At 64.3% G+C, this 23,189-nt stretch carries 23 protein-coding genes; 18 read left to right on the top strand and 5 right to left on the bottom strand.

What is annotated here, in order from left to right:
• Positions 1 to 42: 42 nt before the first annotated feature.
• Positions 43 to 696, bottom strand: coding sequence for a fructose-6-phosphate aldolase (gene fsa / locus V6590_RS09180; RefSeq protein ID WP_335422159.1), 654 nt, complete (start codon positions 694 to 696; stop codon positions 43 to 45).
• Between the two features lie 110 nt (positions 697 to 806).
• Here fsa and V6590_RS09185 point away from each other — a divergent pair, with 110 nt between their 5' ends.
• Positions 807 to 2,978 carry a primosomal protein N' gene (locus V6590_RS09185; RefSeq protein ID WP_434063245.1) on the top strand — a complete coding sequence of 724 codons (2,172 nt, stop codon included), beginning with the start codon at positions 807 to 809 and terminating at the stop codon, positions 2,976 to 2,978.
• Between the two features lie 60 nt (positions 2,979 to 3,038).
• Complete coding sequence (gene ruvB / locus V6590_RS09190; protein ID WP_335422163.1) at positions 3,039 to 4,070, top strand: Holliday junction branch migration DNA helicase RuvB; 1,032 nt, start codon at positions 3,039 to 3,041, stop codon at positions 4,068 to 4,070.
• Between the two features lie 96 nt (positions 4,071 to 4,166).
• Here ruvB and V6590_RS09195 read toward each other — a convergent pair whose 3' ends face one another.
• The gene (locus V6590_RS09195; RefSeq protein ID WP_335422165.1) at positions 4,167 to 4,604 is read right to left on the bottom strand and encodes an RbsD/FucU family protein; all 438 of its coding nucleotides are present in this window, start codon (positions 4,602 to 4,604) and stop codon (positions 4,167 to 4,169) included.
• Positions 4,605 to 4,674: 70 nt separating this feature from the next.
• On the opposite strand from V6590_RS09195, the gene V6590_RS09200 reads away from it, so the two are divergent.
• From V6590_RS09200 to V6590_RS09270, 15 genes are all read left to right on the top strand, one after another.
• Complete coding sequence (locus V6590_RS09200) at positions 4,675 to 5,304, top strand: hypothetical protein (protein WP_335422167.1); 630 nt, start codon at positions 4,675 to 4,677, stop codon at positions 5,302 to 5,304.
• Complete coding sequence (gene ybgC, locus V6590_RS09205; protein ID WP_335422169.1) at positions 5,301 to 5,693, top strand: tol-pal system-associated acyl-CoA thioesterase; 393 nt, start codon at positions 5,301 to 5,303, stop codon at positions 5,691 to 5,693. Before V6590_RS09200 ends, ybgC begins: the two co-directional genes overlap by 4 nt.
• 141 nt (positions 5,694 to 5,834) lie before the next feature.
• Positions 5,835 to 6,536: a protein TolQ gene (tolQ, locus tag V6590_RS09210; protein WP_335422171.1), complete on the top strand. Its 702-nt coding sequence runs from the start codon at positions 5,835 to 5,837 to the stop codon at positions 6,534 to 6,536.
• Positions 6,537 to 6,539: 3 nt separating this feature from the next.
• A complete protein-coding gene (tolR, locus tag V6590_RS09215) occupies positions 6,540 to 7,037 on the top strand; it encodes a protein TolR (protein ID WP_335422173.1) in 498 nt (165 codons plus the stop codon).
• Between the two features lie 7 nt (positions 7,038 to 7,044).
• The gene (locus tag V6590_RS09220) at positions 7,045 to 8,244 is read left to right on the top strand and encodes a cell envelope biogenesis protein TolA (protein ID WP_335422175.1); all 1,200 of its coding nucleotides are present in this window, start codon (positions 7,045 to 7,047) and stop codon (positions 8,242 to 8,244) included.
• 293 nt (positions 8,245 to 8,537) lie between these two features.
• On the top strand, positions 8,538 to 9,800 hold the full coding sequence (gene tolB / locus V6590_RS09225; RefSeq protein ID WP_335422511.1) for a Tol-Pal system beta propeller repeat protein TolB: 1,263 nt from the start codon (positions 8,538 to 8,540) through the stop codon (positions 9,798 to 9,800).
• Positions 9,801 to 9,887: 87 nt separating this feature from the next.
• The gene (gene pal / locus V6590_RS09230; RefSeq protein ID WP_335422177.1) at positions 9,888 to 10,415 is read left to right on the top strand and encodes a peptidoglycan-associated lipoprotein Pal; all 528 of its coding nucleotides are present in this window, start codon (positions 9,888 to 9,890) and stop codon (positions 10,413 to 10,415) included.
• Between the two features lie 5 nt (positions 10,416 to 10,420).
• Positions 10,421 to 11,230 carry a tol-pal system protein YbgF gene (ybgF, locus tag V6590_RS09235; RefSeq protein ID WP_335422513.1) on the top strand — a complete coding sequence of 270 codons (810 nt, stop codon included), beginning with the start codon at positions 10,421 to 10,423 and terminating at the stop codon, positions 11,228 to 11,230.
• A 14-nt stretch (positions 11,231 to 11,244) separates the two neighbouring features.
• Positions 11,245 to 12,498: a tRNA lysidine(34) synthetase TilS gene (tilS, locus tag V6590_RS09240; RefSeq protein ID WP_335422179.1), complete on the top strand. Its 1,254-nt coding sequence runs from the start codon at positions 11,245 to 11,247 to the stop codon at positions 12,496 to 12,498.
• 80 nt (positions 12,499 to 12,578) lie between these two features.
• Complete coding sequence (gene ftsH / locus V6590_RS09245) at positions 12,579 to 14,492, top strand: ATP-dependent zinc metalloprotease FtsH (RefSeq protein ID WP_335422181.1); 1,914 nt, start codon at positions 12,579 to 12,581, stop codon at positions 14,490 to 14,492.
• 265 nt (positions 14,493 to 14,757) lie between these two features.
• Positions 14,758 to 16,434 (top strand): formate--tetrahydrofolate ligase, encoded by a 1,677-nt coding sequence (locus V6590_RS09250; protein WP_335422183.1) that lies wholly within the window; start codon positions 14,758 to 14,760, stop codon positions 16,432 to 16,434.
• Positions 16,435 to 16,504: 70 nt separating this feature from the next.
• Positions 16,505 to 16,816 (top strand): chorismate mutase, encoded by a 312-nt coding sequence (locus V6590_RS09255; protein ID WP_335422185.1) that lies wholly within the window; start codon positions 16,505 to 16,507, stop codon positions 16,814 to 16,816.
• A 49-nt stretch (positions 16,817 to 16,865) separates the two neighbouring features.
• On the top strand, positions 16,866 to 17,744 hold the full coding sequence (locus tag V6590_RS09260) for a bifunctional 5,10-methylenetetrahydrofolate dehydrogenase/5,10-methenyltetrahydrofolate cyclohydrolase (protein WP_335422187.1): 879 nt from the start codon (positions 16,866 to 16,868) through the stop codon (positions 17,742 to 17,744).
• An 11-nt stretch (positions 17,745 to 17,755) separates the two neighbouring features.
• On the top strand, positions 17,756 to 18,646 hold the full coding sequence (gene folD, locus V6590_RS09265) for a bifunctional methylenetetrahydrofolate dehydrogenase/methenyltetrahydrofolate cyclohydrolase FolD (protein WP_335422189.1): 891 nt from the start codon (positions 17,756 to 17,758) through the stop codon (positions 18,644 to 18,646).
• A gap of 310 nt (positions 18,647 to 18,956) precedes the next feature.
• Positions 18,957 to 19,580, top strand: coding sequence for a LytTR family DNA-binding domain-containing protein (locus V6590_RS09270; RefSeq protein WP_335422191.1), 624 nt, complete (start codon positions 18,957 to 18,959; stop codon positions 19,578 to 19,580).
• Here V6590_RS09270 and pdeM read toward each other — a convergent pair.
• Entirely contained in the window at positions 19,544 to 20,230 is a 687-nt protein-coding gene (gene pdeM / locus V6590_RS09275) for a ligase-associated DNA damage response endonuclease PdeM (RefSeq protein ID WP_335422193.1), read from the bottom strand. The genes V6590_RS09270 and pdeM overlap by 37 nt on opposite strands.
• Positions 20,231 to 20,341: 111 nt before the next feature.
• On the opposite strand from pdeM, the gene V6590_RS09280 reads away from it, so the two are divergent.
• Positions 20,342 to 21,085, top strand: a complete 744-nt coding sequence (locus tag V6590_RS09280) for a YebC/PmpR family DNA-binding transcriptional regulator (protein ID WP_335422194.1) — start codon at positions 20,342 to 20,344, stop codon at positions 21,083 to 21,085.
• Between the two features lie 92 nt (positions 21,086 to 21,177).
• Here the strand turns inward: V6590_RS09280 and V6590_RS09285 are convergent, their stop codons facing one another.
• On the bottom strand, positions 21,178 to 22,131 hold the full coding sequence (locus V6590_RS09285) for a calcium-binding protein (RefSeq protein ID WP_335422196.1): 954 nt from the start codon (positions 22,129 to 22,131) through the stop codon (positions 21,178 to 21,180).
• Between the two features lie 131 nt (positions 22,132 to 22,262).
• Entirely contained in the window at positions 22,263 to 23,123 is an 861-nt protein-coding gene (locus V6590_RS09290) for a LysR family transcriptional regulator ArgP (protein WP_335422198.1), read from the bottom strand.
• Positions 23,124 to 23,189 lie beyond the last annotated feature (66 nt).

Consider the following 23,189-nt stretch of genomic DNA (forward strand, 5'->3'; position numbering starts at 1 on the left):
TGGCCCGGGTCGCCCGAAAGGGGGCCGGGCCACAGCAGCAGATTACAGGATCTTCTGGCCGGTCTTGGCCCAGTCTTTTTCGAACTGCTCCAGCCCCTTGTCGGTCAACACATGGTTGGCCATGCTCTTGATCACCGAAGGCGGGGCGGTCATCACATCCGCGCCGATCAGCGCGCATTGGGTGACGTGATTCACGGTGCGGATCGAGGCGGCAAGGATCTGCGTGTCGAACCCGTAATTGTCATAGACCTGACGGATGTCCGAAATCAGCTCCAGCCCGTCAAGATTGATGTCATCCAGCCGCCCGATGAAGGGGCTGATGAAGGTGGCCCCGGCCTTGGCGGCCAGCAGCGCCTGGTTGACGCTGAAACACAGTGTCACGTTCACCATCTTGCCTTCGCCCGACAGCACCTTGCAGGCCTTCAGCCCGTCCCAGGTCAGCGGCACCTTGACGGTGATGTTCTCGGCAATCTCGGCCAGCTTGCGGCCTTCGGCGATCATGCCCTCGGCGTCGGGCGACACCACTTCGGCGGAAACCGGGCCCGAAACGATGGAACAGATTTCGCGCGTCACTTCGATGATGTCGCGCCCGGATTTCAGGATGATGGAAGGGTTGGTGGTGACGCCGTCCACCATGCCAAGGTCGTTCAGCTCACGGATGGCCGCCACATCGGCGGTATCGACGAAGAATTTCATCGGGAATGTCCTCATGGGGTTGCAGGCGCTCTCGGCGCCGTATTAGCCCAAGGAGACGACAGGGAAAAGAAAGGATTGCCTTGGACCGCGTCTTTGCACCGGGCGACAGGGTGGGGGTCTTGCTGACCGAACCGCTGGGGCGGGCCCTGTCGGGCTGTCTGGATTATCTGGCCCCCGAAGGCGGATGCGGCACAGGCGATTTTGTCGAGGTGCCGCTTGGCCCAAGGCGGATGCTGGGCGTGGTCTGGGGGGCGGGCGAGGGGTCGTTCGATCTGGCCAGGCTGCGCCCGGTGACGCGGGTTCTGGATGCCCGCCCGATGCGGGCCGAATTGCGCAGCTTTCTGGCCCGGGCCGCCGATTACACCCTGACCCCCTTGCCCGCCATGTTGCGGCTGGCGACCCGCAGCCCGGGCCTGTTCGATCCGCCGGGGGCGCGAAAGGTCTATCGGCTGGGCGGGCCGGTGCCCAACCGGCTGACCGATGCCCGGCTGCGGGTGATCGAAGCCCTGCGCGATTTTGCAGGCGCCGCGGTCACCTTGGGCGAATTGTCCGAGGCGGCGGCCTGCACGGCCTCGGTCATCAAGGGGCTGGTGAAGGCGGGTGTCATTGCCGAAGAGGCCGCCCCGCGCGATCTGCCTTTCCCCACGCTTGATCCCGTTCCGGGGGCGACGTTGCTGGGCGACCAGATCGCCGCCGCCGATGCCTTGGTGGCCAATGTCGAACAGGGTGGCTTTCACGCAACTCTGCTGAAAGGCGTCACCGGTTCCGGCAAGACCGAGGTCTATCTGGAGGCCGTCGCCGCCACGTTGCGCAAGGGGCGGCAGGCGCTGGTGCTGCTGCCGGAAATCGCGCTGACGGCAGAGTTTCTGAAACGGGTCGAGGCGCGGTTTGGCGCGCGTCCTGCCGAATGGCATTCCGGCGTCACCCAGACCGAACGCCGCCGGGTCTGGAAGATGGTGTCCGAAGGCCGGGCGCAGATGGTGGTGGGCGCGCGTTCCGCGCTGTTCCTGCCGTTTCAGCATCTGGGGCTGGTGGTGGTGGATGAGGAACACGACACTTCCTACAAGCAGGAAGAGGGCGTGCTCTATAATGCCCGCGACATGGCCGTGCTGCGGGGGGCGATCTGTGGCGCGCAGGTGGTGCTGGCCTCGGCCACGCCCAGCCTTGAAAGCTGGGTGAATGCCGATCAGGGCAAGTATCAGCGGCTTGATCTGTCCTCGCGCTTTGGCACGGCTGAACTGCCCGACATGCGCGCCATCGACATGCGGGCCGAAAAACTGCCCGCCAATCGCTGGATTTCCGACACGCTGGCGCAAGCTGTCAGGGCACGGCAGGCGGCGGGGGAACAATCGCTGCTGTTTCTGAACCGTCGCGGCTATGCGCCGATGACCATCTGCCGCGCCTGTGGCCATCAGGTCGGCTGCGACGATTGTGATGCGCGGATGGTGGAACACCGCTTTCTGGCGCGGCTGGTCTGCCACCAATGCGGTGCCACGAAACCTGTGCCCACCGCCTGCCCCTCTTGCGGGGTCGAGGGCCGGATGGCCCCCGTCGGCCCCGGTGTCGAACGTCTGGCCGAAGAGGTGGTCGAACGCTTTCCCGATGCGCGGCTGGCCATCCTGTCATCAGACCTGTTCGGGTCGGCCCGCGCCTTGAAAGAGCAGATCGAGGCCATCGCGGCGGGGGGGGCCGATATCATCATCGGCACGCAGATCGTGGCGAAGGGGCACAACTTTCCGCTGCTGACGCTGGTCGGGGTGATCGATGCCGATCTGGGCCTGCAAGGCTCTGACCTGCGCGCGGCCGAACGCACGTTTCAGCTGATGCGGCAGGTTGCAGGCCGGGCCGGGCGGTCGGGCGACCGCCGTGGCCTTGCGCTGCTGCAAAGTCATCAGCCCGAACATCCCGTGATCCGCGCGATCCTGAGCGGCGAGGAAGAGGGGTTCTGGCGGGCCGAGGCGGCGGAACGGCAGGCGGCAGGCGTGCCGCCCTATGGCCGCATGGCCGGGATCATCCTCTCTGGCCCCGAAGTGCAGCCGGTCTTTGATTTCGCGGCCGAACTGGCGCGGCGCGACGGGCCGTTGCGTCGCATCGGGGCGCAGCTTTTCGGCCCCGCCCCGGCCCCCATTGCGCGGGTGCGCGGGCGCCATCGTGTGCGGCTGCTCATCAAGGCCGAAAAAGGGGCGCCGTTGCAGGCGGCCATTGCCGAATGGCTGGCGCAGTTGAAACAGCCCAACGCCATTCGGCTGGCCGTCGATATCGACCCCCAGAGCTTTCTGTAGCGCATCGGGCCATGACCCGCCCCCTTGCAAAAGGGGCCGCGTTCGGGGATTGTTCCGGTCATGACCCAGCAGCCCGATCCCGCCCTTCGCCCCGACCGCCTGCCCGAAGACGCCGATCGCGCGCTTCGCCCGCAGGTGTTGGAGGATTTCGTGGGGCAGGCCGAGGCGCGGGCCAATCTGCGTATCTTCATCGAAAGCGCCCGGATGCGCGGCGAGGCGATGGACCACACGCTGTTCCACGGCCCGCCGGGTCTGGGCAAGACGACGCTGGCCCAGATCATCGCCCGCGAATTGGGGGTGGGGTTTCGCATGACTTCGGGGCCGGTGCTGGCCAAGCCGGGCGATCTGGCCGCGATCCTGACCAATCTGGAACCGCGCGACGTGCTGTTCATCGACGAAATTCACCGCCTGTCGCCCGTGGTGGAAGAGGTGCTGTATCCCGCGATGGAAGATTTTGCGCTGGATCTGGTGATCGGCGAAGGGCCTGCCGCCCGGACGGTGCGGATCGACCTGCAGCCCTTCACGCTGGTCGGGGCAACCACGCGGCTGGGCCTGTTGACCACACCCTTGCGCGATCGCTTTGGCATCCCGACCCGGCTGCAATTCTATACCGAGGATGAACTGGATCACATCGTGACCCGCGGCGCGCGGCTGCTGGGGATCGAACCTTTGCCCGAAGGCACCCGCGAAATCGCCCGTCGCGCCCGTGGCACGCCGCGGATTGCCGGCAGGCTGCTGCGCCGCGTGCTGGATTTCGTGACGGTGGAGGGCGATGGCCGGTTGACCCGCGCGATTGCCGACCGGGCACTGACGCGGATGGGGGTGGACAATCTGGGCCTTGATGGCGCCGACCGTCGCTACATGTTGCTGCTGGCCGAAAACTATGGCGGCGGCCCGGTGGGGGTGGAAACCATCGCCGCCGCCCTGTCAGAAAGCCGCGATGCGATCGAAGAGGTGATCGAACCCTATCTGTTGCAACAAGGCCTGATCCAGCGCACCCCGCGCGGGCGGATGCTGGCGGCCAAGGCTTGGCGGCATATCGGGCTTGAGGCCCCACGCGCTCCGACGCAGGGCGGTTTGTTCGATTCATGAAACAAGTGGCTGCCGAAAGGGGCATCGAACCCCATCGGAGGCAGTGCCGTGGAAAGACCCCGGCGTCGCCTCAGCCGGGAAGCTGGCTCCCGGGCGTCAGAACACCACCCCCATCCGCAGGATGAAACAGCCAAAGGGGCGGTTTTCGGTGCAGCGCACGACCGCAAAGCAGCCGGGGGCATGGGCATAGAAGGCCTGACGTTCCAGTGATCTGGCCTGCGCACCTTCGGGCAGTGCCGCTGCGATGACCTCAAGCGCCGCGCGATGCACGGGATCGGGGTTCGACCCCGCGCCATCGCGTTCCATCCACAATGCGCCATAATCGGTGAACCCGTCCAGCGGCATCAGGCCAAGGATCAGACCCAAGCCCTGAACCACATCCAGCCCGGGCAGTTCGACCACCCTGTTGCTGCGCGTCGGCAGGGCATGGGCGGGATAGTTGCTGTCCACCACCGCCAGTTCATCGCCATGCCCCATGCGCATCAGCACATCCATCAGGTCGGGTGTCACGCGCGGGTCGATCCCTTTCAGCATCCGTTTCTCCTGTGCTTGAGCCGGGGCGGGAAAGCCGCTATCCGGGCCGGGCTTTGCTGACGAGGAAACCATGGACGCAGCCGGGGTGGAAGCGCTGTTCACGCGCGCGACAGGGGAATATCTCTTTGCCCGGTGGGGGCGGCCCATCGTGCCGGTGGTCTTCGGGGTCGATGACGCCACGCTGTCCACCGTGAAGGGCGCGATCGAGGCGGTCGTGGCGCTGGCCGGGCACAAGATGGCCGAGACGGACCCGGAACTGGGGGCCAATCTGATGCTGTTCTTCTTCCGCGACTGGGCCGAACTGACCGAGGTGCCGAACCTTGACCGGCTTGTGCCCGATCTGGCCCCACTTTGTGCCCGGCTGGCCGCGCAGGGGGCCAATCAGTACCGGGCTTTCCGCTTTGATGCCGACGGCGCGATCAAGGCGGCCTTTGTGTTCATCCGCATGGATGACGAACTTGCGGCGTTGCCGGCTGAAACGCTGGCGCTCAATCAGGCGGTGCAGGTGATCTGCCTGTGGTCTGACCGGGCCTTTGCCGAATCCTCGCCGCTGGCGCTGGCGGGCGGGCAGGTGGTGTTGCGCCCGGAAATCGGCGCGGTGATCCGCGCAGGCTATGATCGGGTGATGCCCGCCGTGGCGCGGGATCCCAGCCATGCCTTGCGGCTGGTGGCGCGTATCGGGCAGGGGGGCGTGGCATGACGCATGTGCATCCGGTGCGGGTCTATTACGAAGACACCGATCTGGCCGGGATCGTCTATTATGCCAATTACCTGAAGTTCATCGAACGGGGCCGCAGCGAATGGGTGCGGGCGCGGGGCGTGGATCAGACGCAGGTGAAGGCGGATCACGGTATCGTCTTTGCCGTGCGCCGGGTGGTGGCCGATTACCTGCGCCCTGCGGTTTTCGACGACCTGCTGGAGGTCACGACAGAGTTGCGCGAACTTGGCGGCTCGCGGATCGAACTGTGGCAGACCGTCCGGCGTGGTGAGGATACCCTGTTTACCGCGGCGGTTACGCTGGTCTGTCTGGGGGATAACGGGAGGGCCGCACGCCTGCCACCGCAGGTTCGTGCAGCCCTGACCGGCTGACTATTGCTGCGGCGCAGCAAAATGATCGGCGGATTGCGGCCTTTTGACGAGGTTGTGTTGGCAATCCCCCTAAAATCAGGGTAGAATCAGGCGTAAGAGCGGCCGGGAAACGGCACGACAGCAAGAGCAGGCGTATACATCATGGAAACCGTCACCGCGGCAAGCACGGCGGCAAGCGAGATCGACTTCTCGCTCATCGGGCTTTTTGCCCGTGCGACCATCACCGTCAAACTGGTGATGATCGGGCTATTGATCATGTCCTTCTGGTCATGGGCCATCATCATTCGCAAACATCTGATGTTCCGCGCGGCACGGGCAGAGGCTGCGGTCTTCGACCGGGCCTTCTGGTCGGGCGAGCCGCTGGACGAGCTGTTCGAGAAGATCGGCCCCGCCCCGGAAGGCCAGAGCGAAAAGATATTCGCGGCTGGCATGCTGGAATGGCGGCGCAGCCACCGACAGGATGGTGGGCTGATCGCGGGGGCGCAATCGCGCATCGACCGTGCGATGGATGTGGCCATTTCGCGCGAATCCGAAGCGCTGAACAGCGGCCTGTCCTTTCTGGCCACGGTGGGTTCGACTGCGCCCTTCATCGGGCTGTTCGGCACTGTCTATGGCATCATGCATGCCTTCACCGAAATCGCCGCCACCAAGAACACCGACCTCGCGACCGTGGCGCCGGGCATCGCCGAGGCGCTGATGGCCACCGGGATCGGCCTTGTCGCCGCTATTCCCGCCGTGGTGTTCTACAACAAGCTGAATGCCGACAGCGAACGTATCCTGGGCGGATATGAGGCTTTTGCCGACGAATTCGCCACCATCCTGTCGCGCCAGCTGGACGCCTGACCCATGGGAGCAGGGGTTGCCAAGAAATCGGGCGGGGGCGGTCGGCGCGGACGGCGGCGGGGCAATTCCGCTGCCATGTCTGACATCAACATCACGCCCTTTGTCGATGTGATGCTGGTCTTGCTCATCATCTTCATGGTGGCGGCACCGATGCTGACGGTTGGTGTGCCGCTGCAATTGCCGGAAACCGCCGCGGCCAGCCTGCCCACCGAACAGGAAGAGCCGCTGGCCCTGTCGATCGATGCGACGGGCAAGCTGTTCCTGATGAATGCTGAGGCCGACGAGACCACGCTGATCCCGCAATTGCAGGCGATTGCGGCCACGCGCGAGTCTGACAAGATCTTTTTGCGCGCCGATGGGGCGGTGCCCTATGAACGGGTGGCGCAGGTGATGGGGGCGCTGAATGCGGCCGGGTTCCGCAATATCGGGCTGGTCACCGACAGCAATGGCCCGCTGATGGGGGCCGAGGCGGGGGGCGCCGCCGCCCAGCCGAACGAATAGGTCGGCCATGCTGCGTGACATGGACAAAAGCTTTGTCGTCTCGGGGGTCGGCCATACGGTCGTCATCCTCTGGGTGCTGTTCGGCGATGTCCTGTTTCGCCCACCGCCACCGGCAGAGCCTGAGGCCATGTCGGTCAGCACGATTTCGAGCGCCGATTTCGACGCGATGATGGAGGCGGCAGGCGGTAGCGCAGCCCCGCCCGAGACCGAAACGCCCGAAGAGGTTGCGCCGACGCAATCGCTGCGTCCACCAACGCGGCCCACGCCTCCGGTGGAAGAGCGTCCTGCCGAACCCGTGGCCGAACCGCCTCCGCCTGCGGAAGCGGACCCTGAACCTGTTGTCGATCCGCTGCCCGAAGCTGATGTGGCGCAGCCCGAGCCGGTGCCGGAACCGATTGCACCGCCGTCGGAACAGGAACAGCCGGTGGCCGTGATCACCAGTTCGCCCCGCCCGCGCCCACGCCCGTCGAACCGTGTGGCCCCGGTGCCTCAGGACGCGCCGCCCGAAGACGTGGCCGAAGCGGACGAGGTGCAGCAGGCCGTGGCCGAGGAAGCGACGCCCGAAACACCCCCGGCCGAAGAACAGCAAGAGGCCGCTGCACCGCCCGAGGCCGCGACCGAAGTGGTGACCGAGGCGACGGAAACCGAGCAACAGGCAACGCTGGCCCCGACCAGCTCCAAACGCCCGCAATCCCGGCCCCGCCGCCCCGATCCGACACCTGAACCGCCGCGCACAGCGGCCAGCAGTTCCAATGTTGACGCCCAGGCCACCGATGATGCCGTGGCCGAGGCGCTGGCCGCCGAAGCGGCAGAGGCTGCAGCGGCAGAGGCCGCTGCGGCTGCCGCAAACCAGAACAGCGCACCGGGCCGCGGGATCGCCGCCAACGGGCCGCCCATGTCATCGGGTGAAAAGGATGCGCTGCGCGTGGCGGTGGAGCGTTGCTGGAATGTGGGGTCGCTATCCACCGAGGCGCAGCGCGCCGTCATTTCGATTTACGTCACCATCGGCCCCGACAAGAAGCCGGTTGCGACCAGTATCGAACTGGCGTCGAACAGCGCATCCGATGCTGCAGGGCGGCAGGCCTTCGAGGCGGCACGGCGCGCAATTCTGCGCTGCGGAGCCAATGGCTTCCCGCTGCCGGATGAAAAGTATGAATCATGGCGCGAACTGGAATTGATCTTCGACAAGGGAAGGGTGGGCCTGTGATCGGGTGGATGCGACAAGGTCCCTCTTGCATGCCCGGGGCAGCCCCTGGGCCGAACAGGCCCGGCCAGCCCGGGGTATGGGGAAGGTGATCCTTGGCCTCAGCAGTTGAACGAATGCGGTCGGGGTGCCGACCAAACAGCACAGGGCGCGGTGATCCCGCCCATGGGAACAGGACAGACGGCGGGCCGCACGGGTGCCGCCGCGACAAAAGGAAAGCAGAGGCCCGGATGAGCAGGTTTCGCACTCTTCTGACGGCGGCCGCCATGGTCGCCACCACCATTGCAGGCCAGTCGATGCTGGCCACGCCGGCCGAAGCCCGGCTGACGATCACCCTGGGCAGCCCGGTGATCGAACCCATGCCCTTCGCGCTTCCGACCTTTGTGGATGAAGGTGGCGCGGGCGAGCTGGCGGCCAATATCAGCAGCGTGATCGCCGCCGATCTGGCCGGGACGGGGCTGTTCGCGCAGATCCCGCCCAATGCCTATATCCAGCAGATCACGTCTTTTGACACGGCGGTGTCCTATCCCGATTGGCAGGCGATCAATGCGCAGGCGCTGATCACCGGTGCGGTGCAGGCAAGTGGCGGGCAGGTGGCGGTGAAGTTCTGCCTGCATGACGTCTTTGCCAATGGCACGCTGGAAGATTGCCTGCAATTCGCGGGCGATGCCGGCAGCTGGCGCCGGGTGGCGCATAAGGTGGCCGATGCGGTCTATAGCCGGATCACCGGTGAAAGCGGCTATTTCGACAGCCGCGTGGTGTTCGTGTCGGAAGCAGGCCCCAAATCCGAACGGCAAAAGCGGCTGGCGGTGATGGACTATGACGGCGCGAATGTGTCCTATCTGACGGATTCCTCGTCCATCGTGCTGGCGCCGCGTTTTTCGCCTGCCGGGGACCGTATCCTGTTCACCTCCTATTCTTCGGGCTTTCCGCAGATCTATGTGATGGATGTCGCCAATCTGGCGATCCGGGGGCTGGGGGAACAGCCGGGCACCATGACCTTTGCCCCACGTTTTTCGCCGGACGGGCAGACCGTGGTGTTCAGCCTGGAACGCGGCGGCAATACCGATATCTATTCGCTGAACGTGAATGGGGGCGGTCTGCGGCAATTGACCAATTCCCCTGCCATCGAAACCGCGCCCTCCTTCAGCCCGGATGGCAGCCAGATCGTCTTTGAAAGCGACCGGTCGGGCAACCAGCAGCTTTATGTCATGCCCGCCTCGGGCGGCGAGGGCACGCGGATTTCGGGCGGCGCGGGGCGCTATGGCACCCCGGTCTGGTCGCCGCGCGGTGATTACATCGCCTTCACCAAGCAGAATGCAGGCCGGTTCCATATCGGCGTGATGCTGGCCGATGGCACCGAGGAAAAACTGCTGACCTCGAGCTACATCGACGAAGGACCGACCTGGTCGCCCAATGGGCGTGTGATCATGTTCACCCGGCAAGACCCGGGTGGTGATCCGATGCTGTATTCGGTCGATGTTTCGGGGCGCAATCTGAAGCGGATCCAGACCGGCACGGCGGCATCCGACCCGGCATGGTCGCCCTTGCTTCCGTAACAAAGTTCACGCGCCCACCGATTCCCCCGGTGGGCCAAACCTGATACGCTGGCCCGGTCGGGACAGCACCACGCAAAGGATAAAAACATGGCGTATATTGGCAAAGCCCTGCTTCTGATTTCGGTTCTGGGTCTGGCCGCCTGCAACAACCCCAACCGCTATGGTGCGGGCGGGGCAAATGGCGGCGCGGGTGGGCTTGGTGCAGGCGGGATCAACGGGTCGGCCCTGGGCGGGCCGAATGATCCGACTTCGGTCGCCTATTTCCAGCAGACACTCGGGGACCGCGTCTTCTTCGCGGTGGACCAATCCACCCTGTCGGACGAGGCCCGCGCGATCCTGACCCGTCAGGCGCAATGGCTCAACACCAATGCCGATTTCGCGATCATCATCGAAGGCCATGCCGACGAACAGGGCACGCGCGAATACAACCTTGCCCTTGGGGCCCGCCGTGCCAGCGCGGTGCAGAACTTCCTGATTTCGCAAGGCGTTGCCGGGCATCGCATGCGCACCGTGTCTTATGGCAAGGAACGCCCGATCGAAGTCTGCGCCAGCGAGGCCTGCTTCTCCAAGAACCGGCGCGCGGTGACCGTGCTGTCGGCAGGCGCGGGGGCCTGAGGATGATGCGCCTTCGCGTCTTTGCGCTGGCGCTGATGCTGCTGCCCGGTCTGGCATTTGCGCAGGACCGGGCGCAGTCATTGGCCGATATCAAGGCCGAGCTTGCCGCGCTGAACGGCGAGTTCGCGGCGCTGAAACAGGAATTGGTGACCACCGGCGCGGTGGCAACCGGCGTGGCCGGCGCCAATGCGCTGGAGCGGCTGGACGCGATCGAGGCCGCATTGATGCGCCTGACCGCCAAGACCGAACAGGTGGAACTGAAGGTGAACCGTGTGGTCGCGGACGGCACCAACCGGATCGGCGATCTGGAGTTCCGCGTGGTGGAACTGGAAGGTGGCGATGTCGGGGCCATTCCGCCCACGTCCGCACTGGGCGGCGATACCGCCCCGGCACCCATCGAAACCACCCCCGCAGCACCGGGGCCCGAACTTGCGGTCGGGGAACAGGGCGATTTTGACCGGGCCAAGGAGGTGCTCGGTCAGGGTGACTTTCGAGCCGCCGCGGAAAAGTTTGCGGCCTTTGCCACGGCCTACCCGGGCAGCCCCCTGATGCAGGAAGCGCAGGTCCTGCAGGGCGATGCGCTGAAACAGGCGGGCGATACGGCAGGGGCGGCGCGGTCCTGGCTGAATGCCTTTTCCGGACGGCCTGATGGCCCGATGGCAGGGCTGGCACTGGTCAAGCTGGGGCAGGGTCTGGCCGATCTTGGACAGGTGGCCGAGGCCTGCGTGACCCTGCAGGAAGTGGGTCTTCGCTTCCCCGGCAGTGCCGACGCGACCGAAGCGCAGGGCAAACTGGCCGCCTTGGCCTGCCAATGACCGATGGGTCGCTGATGGAAAGCGCAGAAGTCGCGCTTTTGCAGACAGTGGCCCAGGCGCTTGTTCCGGCGCGGCCTTGCGGGGCCGCGCCCTTGTCTTTGGCGGTGGCGGTTTCGGGCGGTGGCGATTCTGTCGCGCTGCTGCATCTGTTGCACCGCACGGCACCCGCCGCAGGCCTTACCCTGCATGCCGTCACGGTGGATCACGGCTTGCGGCCTGACAGTGCGGCCGAGGCGGCGCAGGTTGCAGAGCTTTGCGCGGGGCTTGGTATCCCGCATCGGGTGCTGCGCTGGTCGGGCCCGGCGGCGCAGGGCAACCTGATGGATCAGGCCCGCCGCGCCCGGATTGCCCTGATCGCCGATTGGGCGCGGGGGCAGGGCATCCCCCATGTGATGCTGGGCCATACGGCCGATGATAACGCCGAAAGCTTTCTGATGAACCTGGGGCGCGCGGCGGGATTGGATGGCCTGTCGGGGATGCGGGGGCAGTGGCAGGAGCAGGGCATCGCATGGCATCGCCCGCTGTTGCGCCACACCCGCGAAACCCTGCGCGCCTATCTGCGCCGCAATGGGCTGGGCTGGATCGACGATCCGTCGAATGACAATGACCGTTTCACGCGGGTAAAGGCCCGACGTGCGCTGAAGGCGTTGAAGCCGCTGGGGATAACGGTCGATCGGCTGTCAGATGTGATTTCCAATCTGTCAGCTGCGCGGGATACGGTGCAAAACTCGGTGGCCCATGCCGCCCGCGACCGGGTGACAGTGACCGGGGGGGCGCTTCAGGTCCAGAGGTCTGCGCTGATTGACAGCGACCCGGAAATCCGCCGCCGCCTGCTGATTGCGATGATCCAATGGTACAGCGGCGCGCCATATCCCCCGCGGGAAAGCAAGCTTTCCCAGCTTTTCACAGCGCTGGCCGAAGGCAGGGATGCCACGTTGGGCGGGGTGCGGTTCCGCTGCAAGGGCGACATCTGCATGGTGAGCCGCGAGTTGCGCGCGGTCATGGGGCCGGTACAGCCCGGCCTGATCTGGGATCATCGCTGGCACTTGTCCGGCCCCGTGCAGGAAGGGCAGGCCATTGCCGCGCTTGGCCCTGACGGTTTGCGCCAATGCCCCGGCTGGCGGGATCATGGATCGCGCGATGCGCTTCTGGCCAGCCCCGGCATCTGGCTGGGGGATCGGCTGATTTCCGCCCCGCTGGCCGGAAAAACCGCAGGCTGGACCGCGACATTGAGCCCCGACTTCAGCTTATTCGTCATATCGCATTGAACCCCGGCCCCAGATGTCTATTTTAGTCCCAAGATCGCGCGGGCGCCGCCCTCTCGCGCCCGCTTCCAAGGAGTTCCCTCGTGGGTAACGCACGCAATATCGCTTTCTGGGTTGTTCTGTTCCTGTTGATCCTTGCGCTGTTCAACATGTTCAGCACCGGAACCACTACGACCGCCTCGCGCAACCTGTCGTATTCCGAATTCATTGCCCGGGTCGATGAAGGCCAAGTGCAAAGCGTGACGCTGGATGGCGAACGGGTTCTGGTGCGTGGCAAGGATGGAAACACCTATGCCACCATCAAGCCGCAGGGCGAAGAAATCACCGACCGGCTGATCGCCAAGGGCGTGGAAGTGAAGGCCGAACCGCAGGAACAATCGGGCCTGCTCAGCCTGCTGGGGGTCTGGTTGCCCTTCATCGTGCTGATCGGCATCTGGATCTTCTTCATGAACCGGATGCAGGGTGGCGGACGCGGCGGGGCCATGGGCTTTGGCAAATCGCGCGCCAAGCTGCTGACCGAAAAGCAGGGCCGCGTGACCTTTGATGACGTGGCCGGCATCGACGAAGCCAAGGAAGAACTGGAAGAGATTGTCGAATTCCTGCGCAACCCGCAGAAATTCAGCCGTCTGGGCGGCAAGATCCCCAAGGGCGCGCTGCTGGTCGGCCCGCCCGGCACCGGTAAAACCCTTCTGGCCCGGGCGATTGCGGGCGAGGCGGGTGTGCCCTTCTTCACCATCTCGGGCTCGGATTTCGTGGAAATGTTCGTGGGGGTCGGTGCATCCCGTGTGCGCGACATGTTCGAACAGGCCAAGAAGAACGCACCCTGCATCGTGTTCATCGACGAGATTGACGCGGTGGGCCGCGCCCGGGGCGTGGGCATCGGCGGCGGCAATGACGAACGCGAACAGACCCTGAACCAGCTTCTGGTCGAAATGGATGGGTTCGAGGCGAATGAAGGCGTGATCATCATCGCCGCCACCAACCGCAAGGATGTGCTGGACCCGGCACTGCTACGCCCCGGCCGTTTTGACCGTCAGATCCATGTGCCCAACCCCGACATCAAGGGCCGCGAAAAGATACTGACGGTGCATGCCCGCAAGGTGCCGGTCGGGCCTGACGTGGACCTGCGCACCATCGCGCGCGGCACCCCGGGCTTTTCGGGCGCCGATCTGATGAACCTTGTGAACGAGGCGGCGCTGATGGCTGCCCGCGTTGGCCGCCGCTTTGTCACCATGGATGATTTCGAAAACGCCAAGGACAAGGTGATGATGGGGGCAGAGCGCCGTTCGATGGTGCTGACGCAGGACCAGCGGGAAAAGACCGCTTATCACGAGGCTGGTCATGCCATCGTCGGGCTGAAACTGCCGAAATGCGACCCGGTCTACAAGGCCACCATCATCCCGCGCGGCGGTGCCCTTGGCATGGTGGTCAGCCTGCCCGAAATGGACCGGCTGCAGATGCACAAGGATGAGGCCAAGCAGAAGATCGCGATGACCATGGCTGGCAAGGCCGCCGAGATCATCAAATATGGCGAAGAGGGCGTGTCCTCTGGCCCGGTGGGCGATATCCAGCAGGCATCCAGCCTTGCCCGCGCGATGGTGATGCGGTGGGGCATGTCGGATGTTGTGGGCAATGTCGATTATGCCGAGGCGCATCAGGGCTATACCGGCAATACCGGGGGCTTCTCGGTGTCAGCCGAAACCAAGCAGCTGATCGAAGCCGAAGTGAAGCGGCTGATTGACGATGGCTATCAGGAGGCCCGCCGCATCCTGCTGGAGAACGAGCAAGAGTTCGAGCGCATGGCGCAGGGGCTGCTGGAATATGAAACCCTGACCGGCGACGAGATTCGCAAGGTCATCGCAGGTGAACCGCTGGGCGGCGACAGCGATGCCGGAACCGGTGGTGACAGCGGTGGAGGCGGGTCGGTTCTGGCGATCCCCAAGACCAAACCGCGCGTCAAACCCGATGGCGGAATGGAACCCGAGCCCACCGCCTGAGTGACGCAAGACGCATCAAATGACCCCGGAGCCCAGGCAGGGCACCGGGGTTTTTCTTTTGCGGGACGATTCGTCGCAGCGGCACAGGAATTGGATTGAAAATTCCATTTATGGAAAGTTTCCGCCACCTGTTCCGATATTTCCCATCGGAAACCTGCGCTGGCGAATTTCGCTTGGGACAGGTCGGAAACCACCCTGTCGGGGGGCAATCCTGTCGGTATCGTGCGGTCAAACACATCTGGGCGCCACACCCGCAGGAGAGATCATGGCCTTCAAGACCGATATCGAGATTGCACGCGAAGCCAAGAAAAAGCCGATCATGGAGATCGGTGCCAAGCTGGGCATCCCGTCGGAATCGCTGCTGCCCTATGGCCATGACAAGGCCAAGGTCAGCCAGGATTTCATCAAGTCGCTGGCAGACAAGCCCGACGGCAAGCTGGTTCTGGTGACCGCGATCAACCCGACGCCCGCGGGCGAGGGCAAGACCACCACCACTGTGGGTCTGGGCGATGGCCTGAACCGGATCGGCAAGAAAGCCGTGATCTGCATCCGCGAAGCTTCGCTCGGCCCGAATTTCGGGATGAAGGGTGGCGCGGCTGGCGGTGGCATGGCGCAGGTCGTGCCGATGGAAGAGATGAACCTTCATTTCACCGGCGATTTCCACGCGATCACCAGCGCGCATAACCTGCTGTCGGCGATGATCGACAACCACATCTACTGGGGCAACAGCCTGGGCATCGACGAACGCCGCGTGGTGTGGCGTCGTGTGATGGACATGAACGACCGCGCGCTGCGCGATATCGTGGTGTCGCTGGGCGGCGTGTCGAACGGCTTCCCGCGCCAGACCGGGTTTGACATCACCGTGGCGTCGGAAGTCATGGCGATCCTGTGCCTGTCGAACGATCTGGACGACCTGCAAAAGCGTCTGGGCGATATCGTCGTGGCCTATACCCGCGACAAGACCCCGATCTACTGCCGCGACATCAAGGCCGATGGGGCCATGACCGTGCTGCTGAAGGACGCGATGCAGCCGAACCTGGTTCAGACGCTGGAAAACAACCCGGCCTTCGTGCATGGCGGCCCGTTTGCCAACATCGCCCATGGCTGCAACTCGGTCATCGCGACCAAGACCGCGCTGAAACTGGGCGAATATGTCGTGACCGAAGCGGGCTTCGGGGCCGATCTGGGGGCCGAGAAGTTTTTTGACATCAAGTGCCGCAAGGCGGGCCTGAAACCGGCCGCAGCCGTGATCGTGGCCACCGTCCGCGCCATGAAGATGAACGGCGGCGTCGCCAAGGCCGATCTGGGAGCCGAGAACATCGAAGCGGTCAAGAAGGGCTGCCCGAACCTTGGCCGTCACATCGCCAATGTGAAGGGCTTTGGCGTGCCGGTCGTGGTGGCGATCAACCACTTCTACAGCGACACCGATGCCGAAATTCAGGCGGTGAAGGATTATGTGGCGGCGCAAGGCGCCGAGGCGATCCTGTGCCAGCACTGGGCCAAGGGGTCGGAAGGGATCGAGGACCTGGCCCGCAAGGTGGTGAGCCTGGCGGAATCGGGCGCGGCCAATTTCTCGCCGCTCTATCCCGATGACATGCCGCTGTTCCAGAAGGTCGAAACCATCGCCAAGCGCATCTATCACGCCGATGAAGTGCTGGCCGACAAGTCGATCCGCGATCAGCTGAAGGCATGGGAAATGGCCGGCTATGGCCATCTGCCGATCTGCATGGCCAAGACGCAGTACAGCTTCACCACCGATCCGAACCTGCGCGGTGCCCCCACCGGCCATTCGGTTCCGGTGCGCGAAGTGCGGCTTTCGGCTGGCGCAGGCTTCATCGTGGTGATCTGCGGTGAAATCATGACCATGCCCGGCCTGCCGAAAGTGCCGAGCGCCGAAGTCATCCGGCTGAACGATCAGGGCCATGTCGAGGGCCTGTTCTGAGGCATTGCGCCCCGTTGCGTCTTCCGGTCCGCCCCCTTATCTCGGGGGCGGACTTATCGGAGGAAGCGTGATGCGCAAACCGGCAGACTGCGACAGCATGGCCCATGTCCGGGCCGAGATCGACCGGCTGGACGAAACGCTTGTGGCCCTGTTTGCCGAACGTGCCGCCTATATCGACCGCGCTGCGCAGATCAAATCCAGGGTCGATCTGCCGGCACGCATCGAGGATCGGGTGGAGGAAGTGGTGGCCAATGTGCGCCGTCATGCCGAGGCAGCGGGTCTGCCCCCCGACCTGATCGAGAAATTCTGGCGCCGTCTGATCGATTGGTCGATTGCGCGCGAGGAAACCCATCTGGGCCCCGACAGCCTGCGCAAGGGATGACCCGCGCGGGCCGTATTGCAGGATCGGCCCACAGCAGTGGAAGGCACGCATGACCGCAACCCTGATTGACGGCAAGGCCATCGCCGCACGCATGCTGGGGCAGGTGCAGGCCGAGGCTGGCGATCTGGCTGAACGGGGCTGGGCGCCGCGCCTGGTGTCGATTTCGGTGGGCGATGTGGCTGCGGCGGAACTTTACGTCCGCAATCAGCAGCGCCAGGCCGAGGCGGCGGGGGTCGCCTTCGAGGCGCGCAATTACCCTGCCGAGATCAGCCTTGAACAACTGATCGGCGTGCTTCACGGGTTGAACGCCGACCCGAGGGTGAATGGCATCATCATCCAGCGCCCGTTGCCCGCCCATATTCCGGTCAAGACCCTGCAGAAGGCCGTGCATCCGATGAAGGATGTGGAAGGCATGCATCCGGCCAGCATCGGCAATATCGTCTATAACGACCTGACGCTTGGCCCCTGCACCGCCGTGGCTGCGGTGGAAATCCTGAAAACCCTGCCGCTGCGCATGGAAGGGCTGGATGTCTGTGTCATCGGCCATTCGGAAATCGTGGGAAAACCCATCGCCTTTCTGATGATGGGGCTGGGGGCCACGGTGACTGTCTGCCATCACATGACCCGGCAGGTTGCCGTGCACAGCCGCGCCGCCGATGCCGTCTTTGTGGCGGTGGGCAAGCCCGGTCTGGTCACGGGCGAGATGCTGAAACCGGGGGCTGCGCTGATCGACATCGGCATCAACCGGGTGGATGGTCGCACGGTGGGCGATGCCGATTTCGACAGTTGCGCCCAGGTGGCGGGCTGGATCACCCCGGTTCCGGGTGGGGTCGGGCCGGTCACCGTGGCCACGCTGATGAAAAACGCCGTGCTGGCCACGCGCATGCAAATGGATCATTACACCGCCGCCTTTGCGGTGGAACGCTGAGGGAGAACACCATGACGGCGGCAATCATTGACGGCAAGGCCTTTGCGGCCAAGGTACGGGCAGAGGTCGCGGGCCATGTGGCGCGGCTGAAGGAGGAACATGGGCTGCAGCCCGGTCTCGCGGTGGTTCTGGTGGGCGAAGACCCGGCCAGCCAGGTCTATGTGTCATCCAAGGGCAAGCAGACGGTCGAGGTTGGCATGGCCTCGATCGAACACAAGCTGCCTGCCGACACGTCCGAGGCTGTGCTGCTGGACCTGATCGGCAAGCTGAATGCCGATCCGAAAATCCACGGCATTCTCGTGCAGTTGCCGCTGCCGGCGCATCTGAATTCGGAGCTGGTCATCAACACGATCGACCCGGCCAAGGACGTGGACGGCTTTCACATTTCGAATGTCGGCCTGCTGGGCACGGGGCAGAAAAGCATGGTGCCCTGCACACCGCTTGGCTGTCTGATGATGTTGCGCGATCACCATGGCAAGCTGGCCGGGATGAATGCGGTCGTCGTGGGACGGAGCAATATCGTGGGCAAGCCCATGGCCCAGTTGCTGCTGGGGGATAGCTGCACCGTGACCATTGCCCATAGCCGCACCAAGGATCTGGCTGCGGTGTGTCGCGGGGCCGATATTCTTGTGGCCGCCGTCGGACGGCCCGAGATGATCACGGGCGATATGGTCAAGCCCGGGGCGACGGTGATCGATGTCGGCATCAACCGGATCGAACGCGAGGGCAAGGCCAAGCTGGTGGGCGATGTCCACTTTGAAAGCGCTGCGGCTGTGGCAGGGGCCATTACCCCGGTACCGGGCGGGGTGGGGCCGATGACCATTGCCTGCCTGCTGGCCAATACACTGACGGCCTGCTGCCGTGCCCATGGCCTGCCGGAACCGGCCGGGCTGACGGCCTGACACGGGCGCCGCCCCGCGACATTTCTGACCGGGGCGGCTGCCATATATGTCGCAAAGCGACATGAACTTGCGCTGCGCAACGCAATCGCGTGTTGCGCTGCAGAGGTGTAACGATTATCGCTGCTGCAGGTGCATGGTAATATTCCGATTTGTAATGGCGGCCTTTATCTCAGTTCTGACCGCTGATCTGAAAAGCCCCTTGCCCTATGTGGCTTGGCTTGCCTTCGGTTTGATTCTCGGGGTTTCTGGTCCATTCGGATCGTATTGGGCACTGGATCTTCCAAGCCGCATTTTGCTCTGGTTGGGGTTGATGGCCGTCGGCATGATGGTCGGCATGACCATCAGGGCCTTTGTGCGCGGGGTGTTGCGCCAGACCGATTTCCTCCGAGGTGCAGTTCTGGTGGCGGTGTTGTCCGCGCTTGTCATGTCCGGGCCGCTTTATCTGTTGTCGGCACGGGTCTTTGACGCGGTTGAGGCCATGCGCCCGTCGTTGATTGATCTGGTGATCTTTGTGTTTGGCATCTCGCTCCTGATCGGGGCCGTGCGCGAAATGCTGACGACCGGCGCTGTACCGGTTTTGTTGTCAACCGCCGATCTGCCAGATCAACCCGAAGACCAGCCGCTGCCGCGTGTTGTCGCCCGGCTGGAGCCGGAATTGCAGGGGCGGCTATTGGCCCTGACGGTGCGTGACCATTATGTCGATGTCTATACCAGCAAGGGGCGCGGGGCGCTGCTGATCCGGCTGGCGGATGCGATTGCCGAAGCCGAAGGCGAAGCGGGCACGCAGATTCACCGCTCGCATTGGGTGGCATGGGCTGCGATTCGTGCGGTGGAAAAGGAAAATGGCCGGGTCTGGGTGCGGCTATGCCCTGAACTGCGCATGCCTGTCAGCAAATCTCATCGCGCCAAGCTGGAAGATCGCGGGCTGCTCTGACAGGCGGCTGCATAGGGCAGGGGCAGGGCGCGGGGGCCAGTCAGCACGGCCAAAGCGCCCGGACCCATCACCGCGTCAAGTGCGGTAGCCCCGCACCACAGCCCACCCGTATAGGCCCCGAAAGCAGGCAGGATCAGCCGCGCATCACCATCGATCAGAAAGCAGGGTCGGCTTTGCCCGGCCAGCCGGGCCTTGGGGTGGAAGTGGCCCGAAACCTCGCCCCCCGGGGTTTCGGCCATGTGCCGGAAGGTCAGGCCAGCCAGCCGCATGTCTGACCGGTGGCTGCCGCCGATATGGCCCGGGCCCGGATCGTGATTGCCCGCAATCCAGATCCAGTCGCGCCCCGCCATCAGCCGGATCAGCCAGAGCCGGTCTGTCTCCTCCAGCTCGGCCTCGGCCTGCAGATCGTCGAAACTGTCACCCAGACAGATCACCCGCTGTGCCCCGGTCACCTCCAGCGCCTGATCCAGCCGCAACAGGGTTTCGCGGGTTTCATAGGGCGGCAGCAGCGCCCCGCCGCGCCGGGCCAGCCGGGCGGATTTGCCGAAATGCAGGTCAGAAACCACCAGCAACCGCTGGTCGGGCCAGTGCAGCGCCCCGCAGGCCATGGCCCGCAAATGCGCCCCGGCAAAGGCAAAGGCGTGATCCATCCGCAAGCAGTGCCAATTCCGCGCCAGACGCGCAAGGGGGGCAGGGGTTGCCCGCGCCCCCCCGGCTGGTGTAGAGGAGCCCATCATCGTACAAACGACCGGAGCAGGGCCATGGCAGGCCATTCCAAATGGGCCAATATCCAGCATCGCAAGGGCAAGCAGGACAAGCTGCGCTCCAAGATGTTTTCCAAGCTGTCGAAAGAACTGACCGTCGCGGCCAAGATGGGCGATCCCGACCCTGACAAGAACCCGCGTCTGCGTCTTGCGGTGAAGGCGGCGAAGGCCGTTTCGATGCCCAAGGACGTGATTGATCGCGCGATCAAGAAATCCATGGGTGGCGATGCGGCGGATTACACCGAAATCCGGTATGAAGGTTATGGTGCGGGCGGTATCGCGGTGATCGTCGAGGCGATGACCGACAACCTGAACCGCACGGCCAGCAATGTACGCAGCTATTTCACCAAGGCTGGCGGCAATCTGGGCCAGACCGGATCGGTCAGCCACAGCTTTGATCGGGTGGGCGAGATTTCCTACCCGGCCAGCGTGGGCGATGCCGATACGGTGATGATGGCGGCGCTTGAGGCCGGCGCGGATGACGTGGAATCCGATGAGGAAGGCCACTGGATCTATTGCGCGGTAGAAAACCTGTCCGAAGTTTCCGATGCGCTGGAAAAGACCTTGGGCGAATCCACCGAATCCAAACTGATCTTCCGCCCGCAATCGCGGACCGAGGTTGATCTCGACACCGCACAAAAGCTGATGAAGCTGATCGACATGCTGGAAGAGGATGACGATGTGCAAACCGTCACCCATAATTTCGACATGTCGGATGAAGTGGCGGCCCAACTGGGCTGAACCAGCCTGACAGATCATAAGTGAAAGGCCCCCTGACTGCCGGTCAGGGGGCCTTCTTTATCATCGGGCGCTGCGGGGGCGGGCCTTGATCATCACGCAAAGCTCCATCCGTCCAGAAAGGCGTCGAAGCGGGCGGTAACCGGGTCATCCCCGAAAATCATCATGCGCTCTTTCAGCGCGCTGCGGCTGACATCCTGCAAGGTGATGGTCATGTCGGCGATCCGCAGGATCAGGTCATCTCCGCGCCGGGCAACGGTCAGGTCGTCACGTTCAAGATCGCCCGCGAAAACCAGCCGGTCGCCTGTGCCGAAATCAGTGATGACGGCGGCAGCGTCACCGCCCCGGAACACGAACCTGTCGCTGCCGCTGCCCCCTGTCACTGTGTCGCGGCCCAGACCGCCATCCAGCGTGTCATCGCCCCTGCCACCGATCAGATGGTCCTGCCCCTGTGCGCCGACCAGCAGGTCATTGCCGTTTTCGCCCAGCAGCCGATCATTGCCGACGCCCCCCAGCACCATATCCCCGCCACTGCCGCCGCGCAGCGTGTCATGGCCTGTATTGCCGCCAAGAATATCCTGCCCGCCATGGGATTGCGCATAGTCATTGCCGTTCGACAGGATCATCAGATCGTCACCAGCCAGCGCTTGCCTGAGGATCATCAGATCATCCGCGCGCGTTTCCGAAGCTGCGGCAGCGGCCACATCGCGGCCAGCCAGATCGGCATGGGCGAGCATTACCAGACCATCGCCTTGATCGACATACCAGCCCGACACTTGCCCGGCGCTGACTTGCCCGCCCGAGATGGCCAACCCGGTTCCGAACAGAAACTGGGTCAGGTCGCGGTTGTTGCTGTGAATGGTCTGGGTCGTTGGCAAAAGCTCTGACGCCCAGTCCTTTTGGCGATCATAAAGCGCGATGCTCCAGTTACCGCTGTTCAACTGCTGTTGAAACAGCCGTGACGGCGATACCGTTGCAAAGACATCCAACCCGAAGCCGGAGGTTGCCGCACGAAAATCGCTGGCATTGCTGCTGTGAAAAAGCGCCATGGAACACCTTTGGAAAAGGGGAAGGTCAGGAAAATCGGTCAAATAGTAACACGCGCAGCATAGCCTGATTTTGCACCTGCAGCAACTGCCGCGCGATGCTGGTGGCCCTGTTGCAAGATTTGCGGGTGGGGTCAGATCAGGCGGTTCCGGGCCGCAAGGTGCAAGGCCCGGGTCAACGGGGCCAGCGCCGGTGCATTGCGCCGGGCAAATTGCCAGAACAGCGGAATGTCCAGCTCTGTATCGGGGATCAGCTCCACCAACCGGCCAGCCGCCAGATGATCGGCCACCAGAGGCAGCGGGTTCATGCCCCAGCCCAGCCCCGCCAGTGCCGCATCAACAAAGCCCTGTGACGAGGCCAGCCGGTGGCTGGGAAAGGCCAGACCCGGCCCCAGAGCGCGGCGCAGCCATCGGGCCTGCAGCCTGTCCTTGTCGTTGAAGGTCAGGGCGGGCGCGCGGGTCATGGCCGCTGGGGTGGGGCCATCGGGCAGCCAGCGCGCCACGAATCCAGGGCTGGCCGTTGCCAGATAGCGCAGCGTGCCCAAGGGCAGACAATCACAGCCCTGCAGGGGGCCGGAACTGGCGGTGATCGCCCCCGCAACCTCGCCCCGCGCCAGCCAATCCTGGCTCACATCCTGATCGTCGATCACGATGTCGAACAGCAGCCCGTCGGTTTCGGCCAAAGCGGGGATCACCCAGGTCGCCAGGCTGTCGGCATTGACTGCGATGCGGGTGATGGCGGGCGCCTGACCCGGCAGGTCAAGTGCCGCCTCCATCAGAACCACCTCTTCCAGATGACGGATCAGCCGCAAGCCCGCCTCGGTCGCGCTGCAAGGCTGGCCCCTGCGGATCACCAGGGTGCCCATCCGTTCCTCCAGCGCCTTGACGCGCTGCGAGATGGCAGAGGGGGTAAGGCCAAGCTGCGCCGCCGCCAGATCAAAGCTGCCGCGACGATGGACGGTGGCCAGTGCCAGAAGCTGCGGATAGTCGAGCATTAGAGAAACTTAATCAACTGAAGGAATCTTAACTGGATTGATCCGATGTGCCGGGGATATGTCAAG

It is taken from the genome of Gemmobacter denitrificans (assembly GCF_036964905.1).
Taxonomy (GTDB): Bacteria; Pseudomonadota; Alphaproteobacteria; order Rhodobacterales; family Rhodobacteraceae; genus Gemmobacter; species Gemmobacter denitrificans.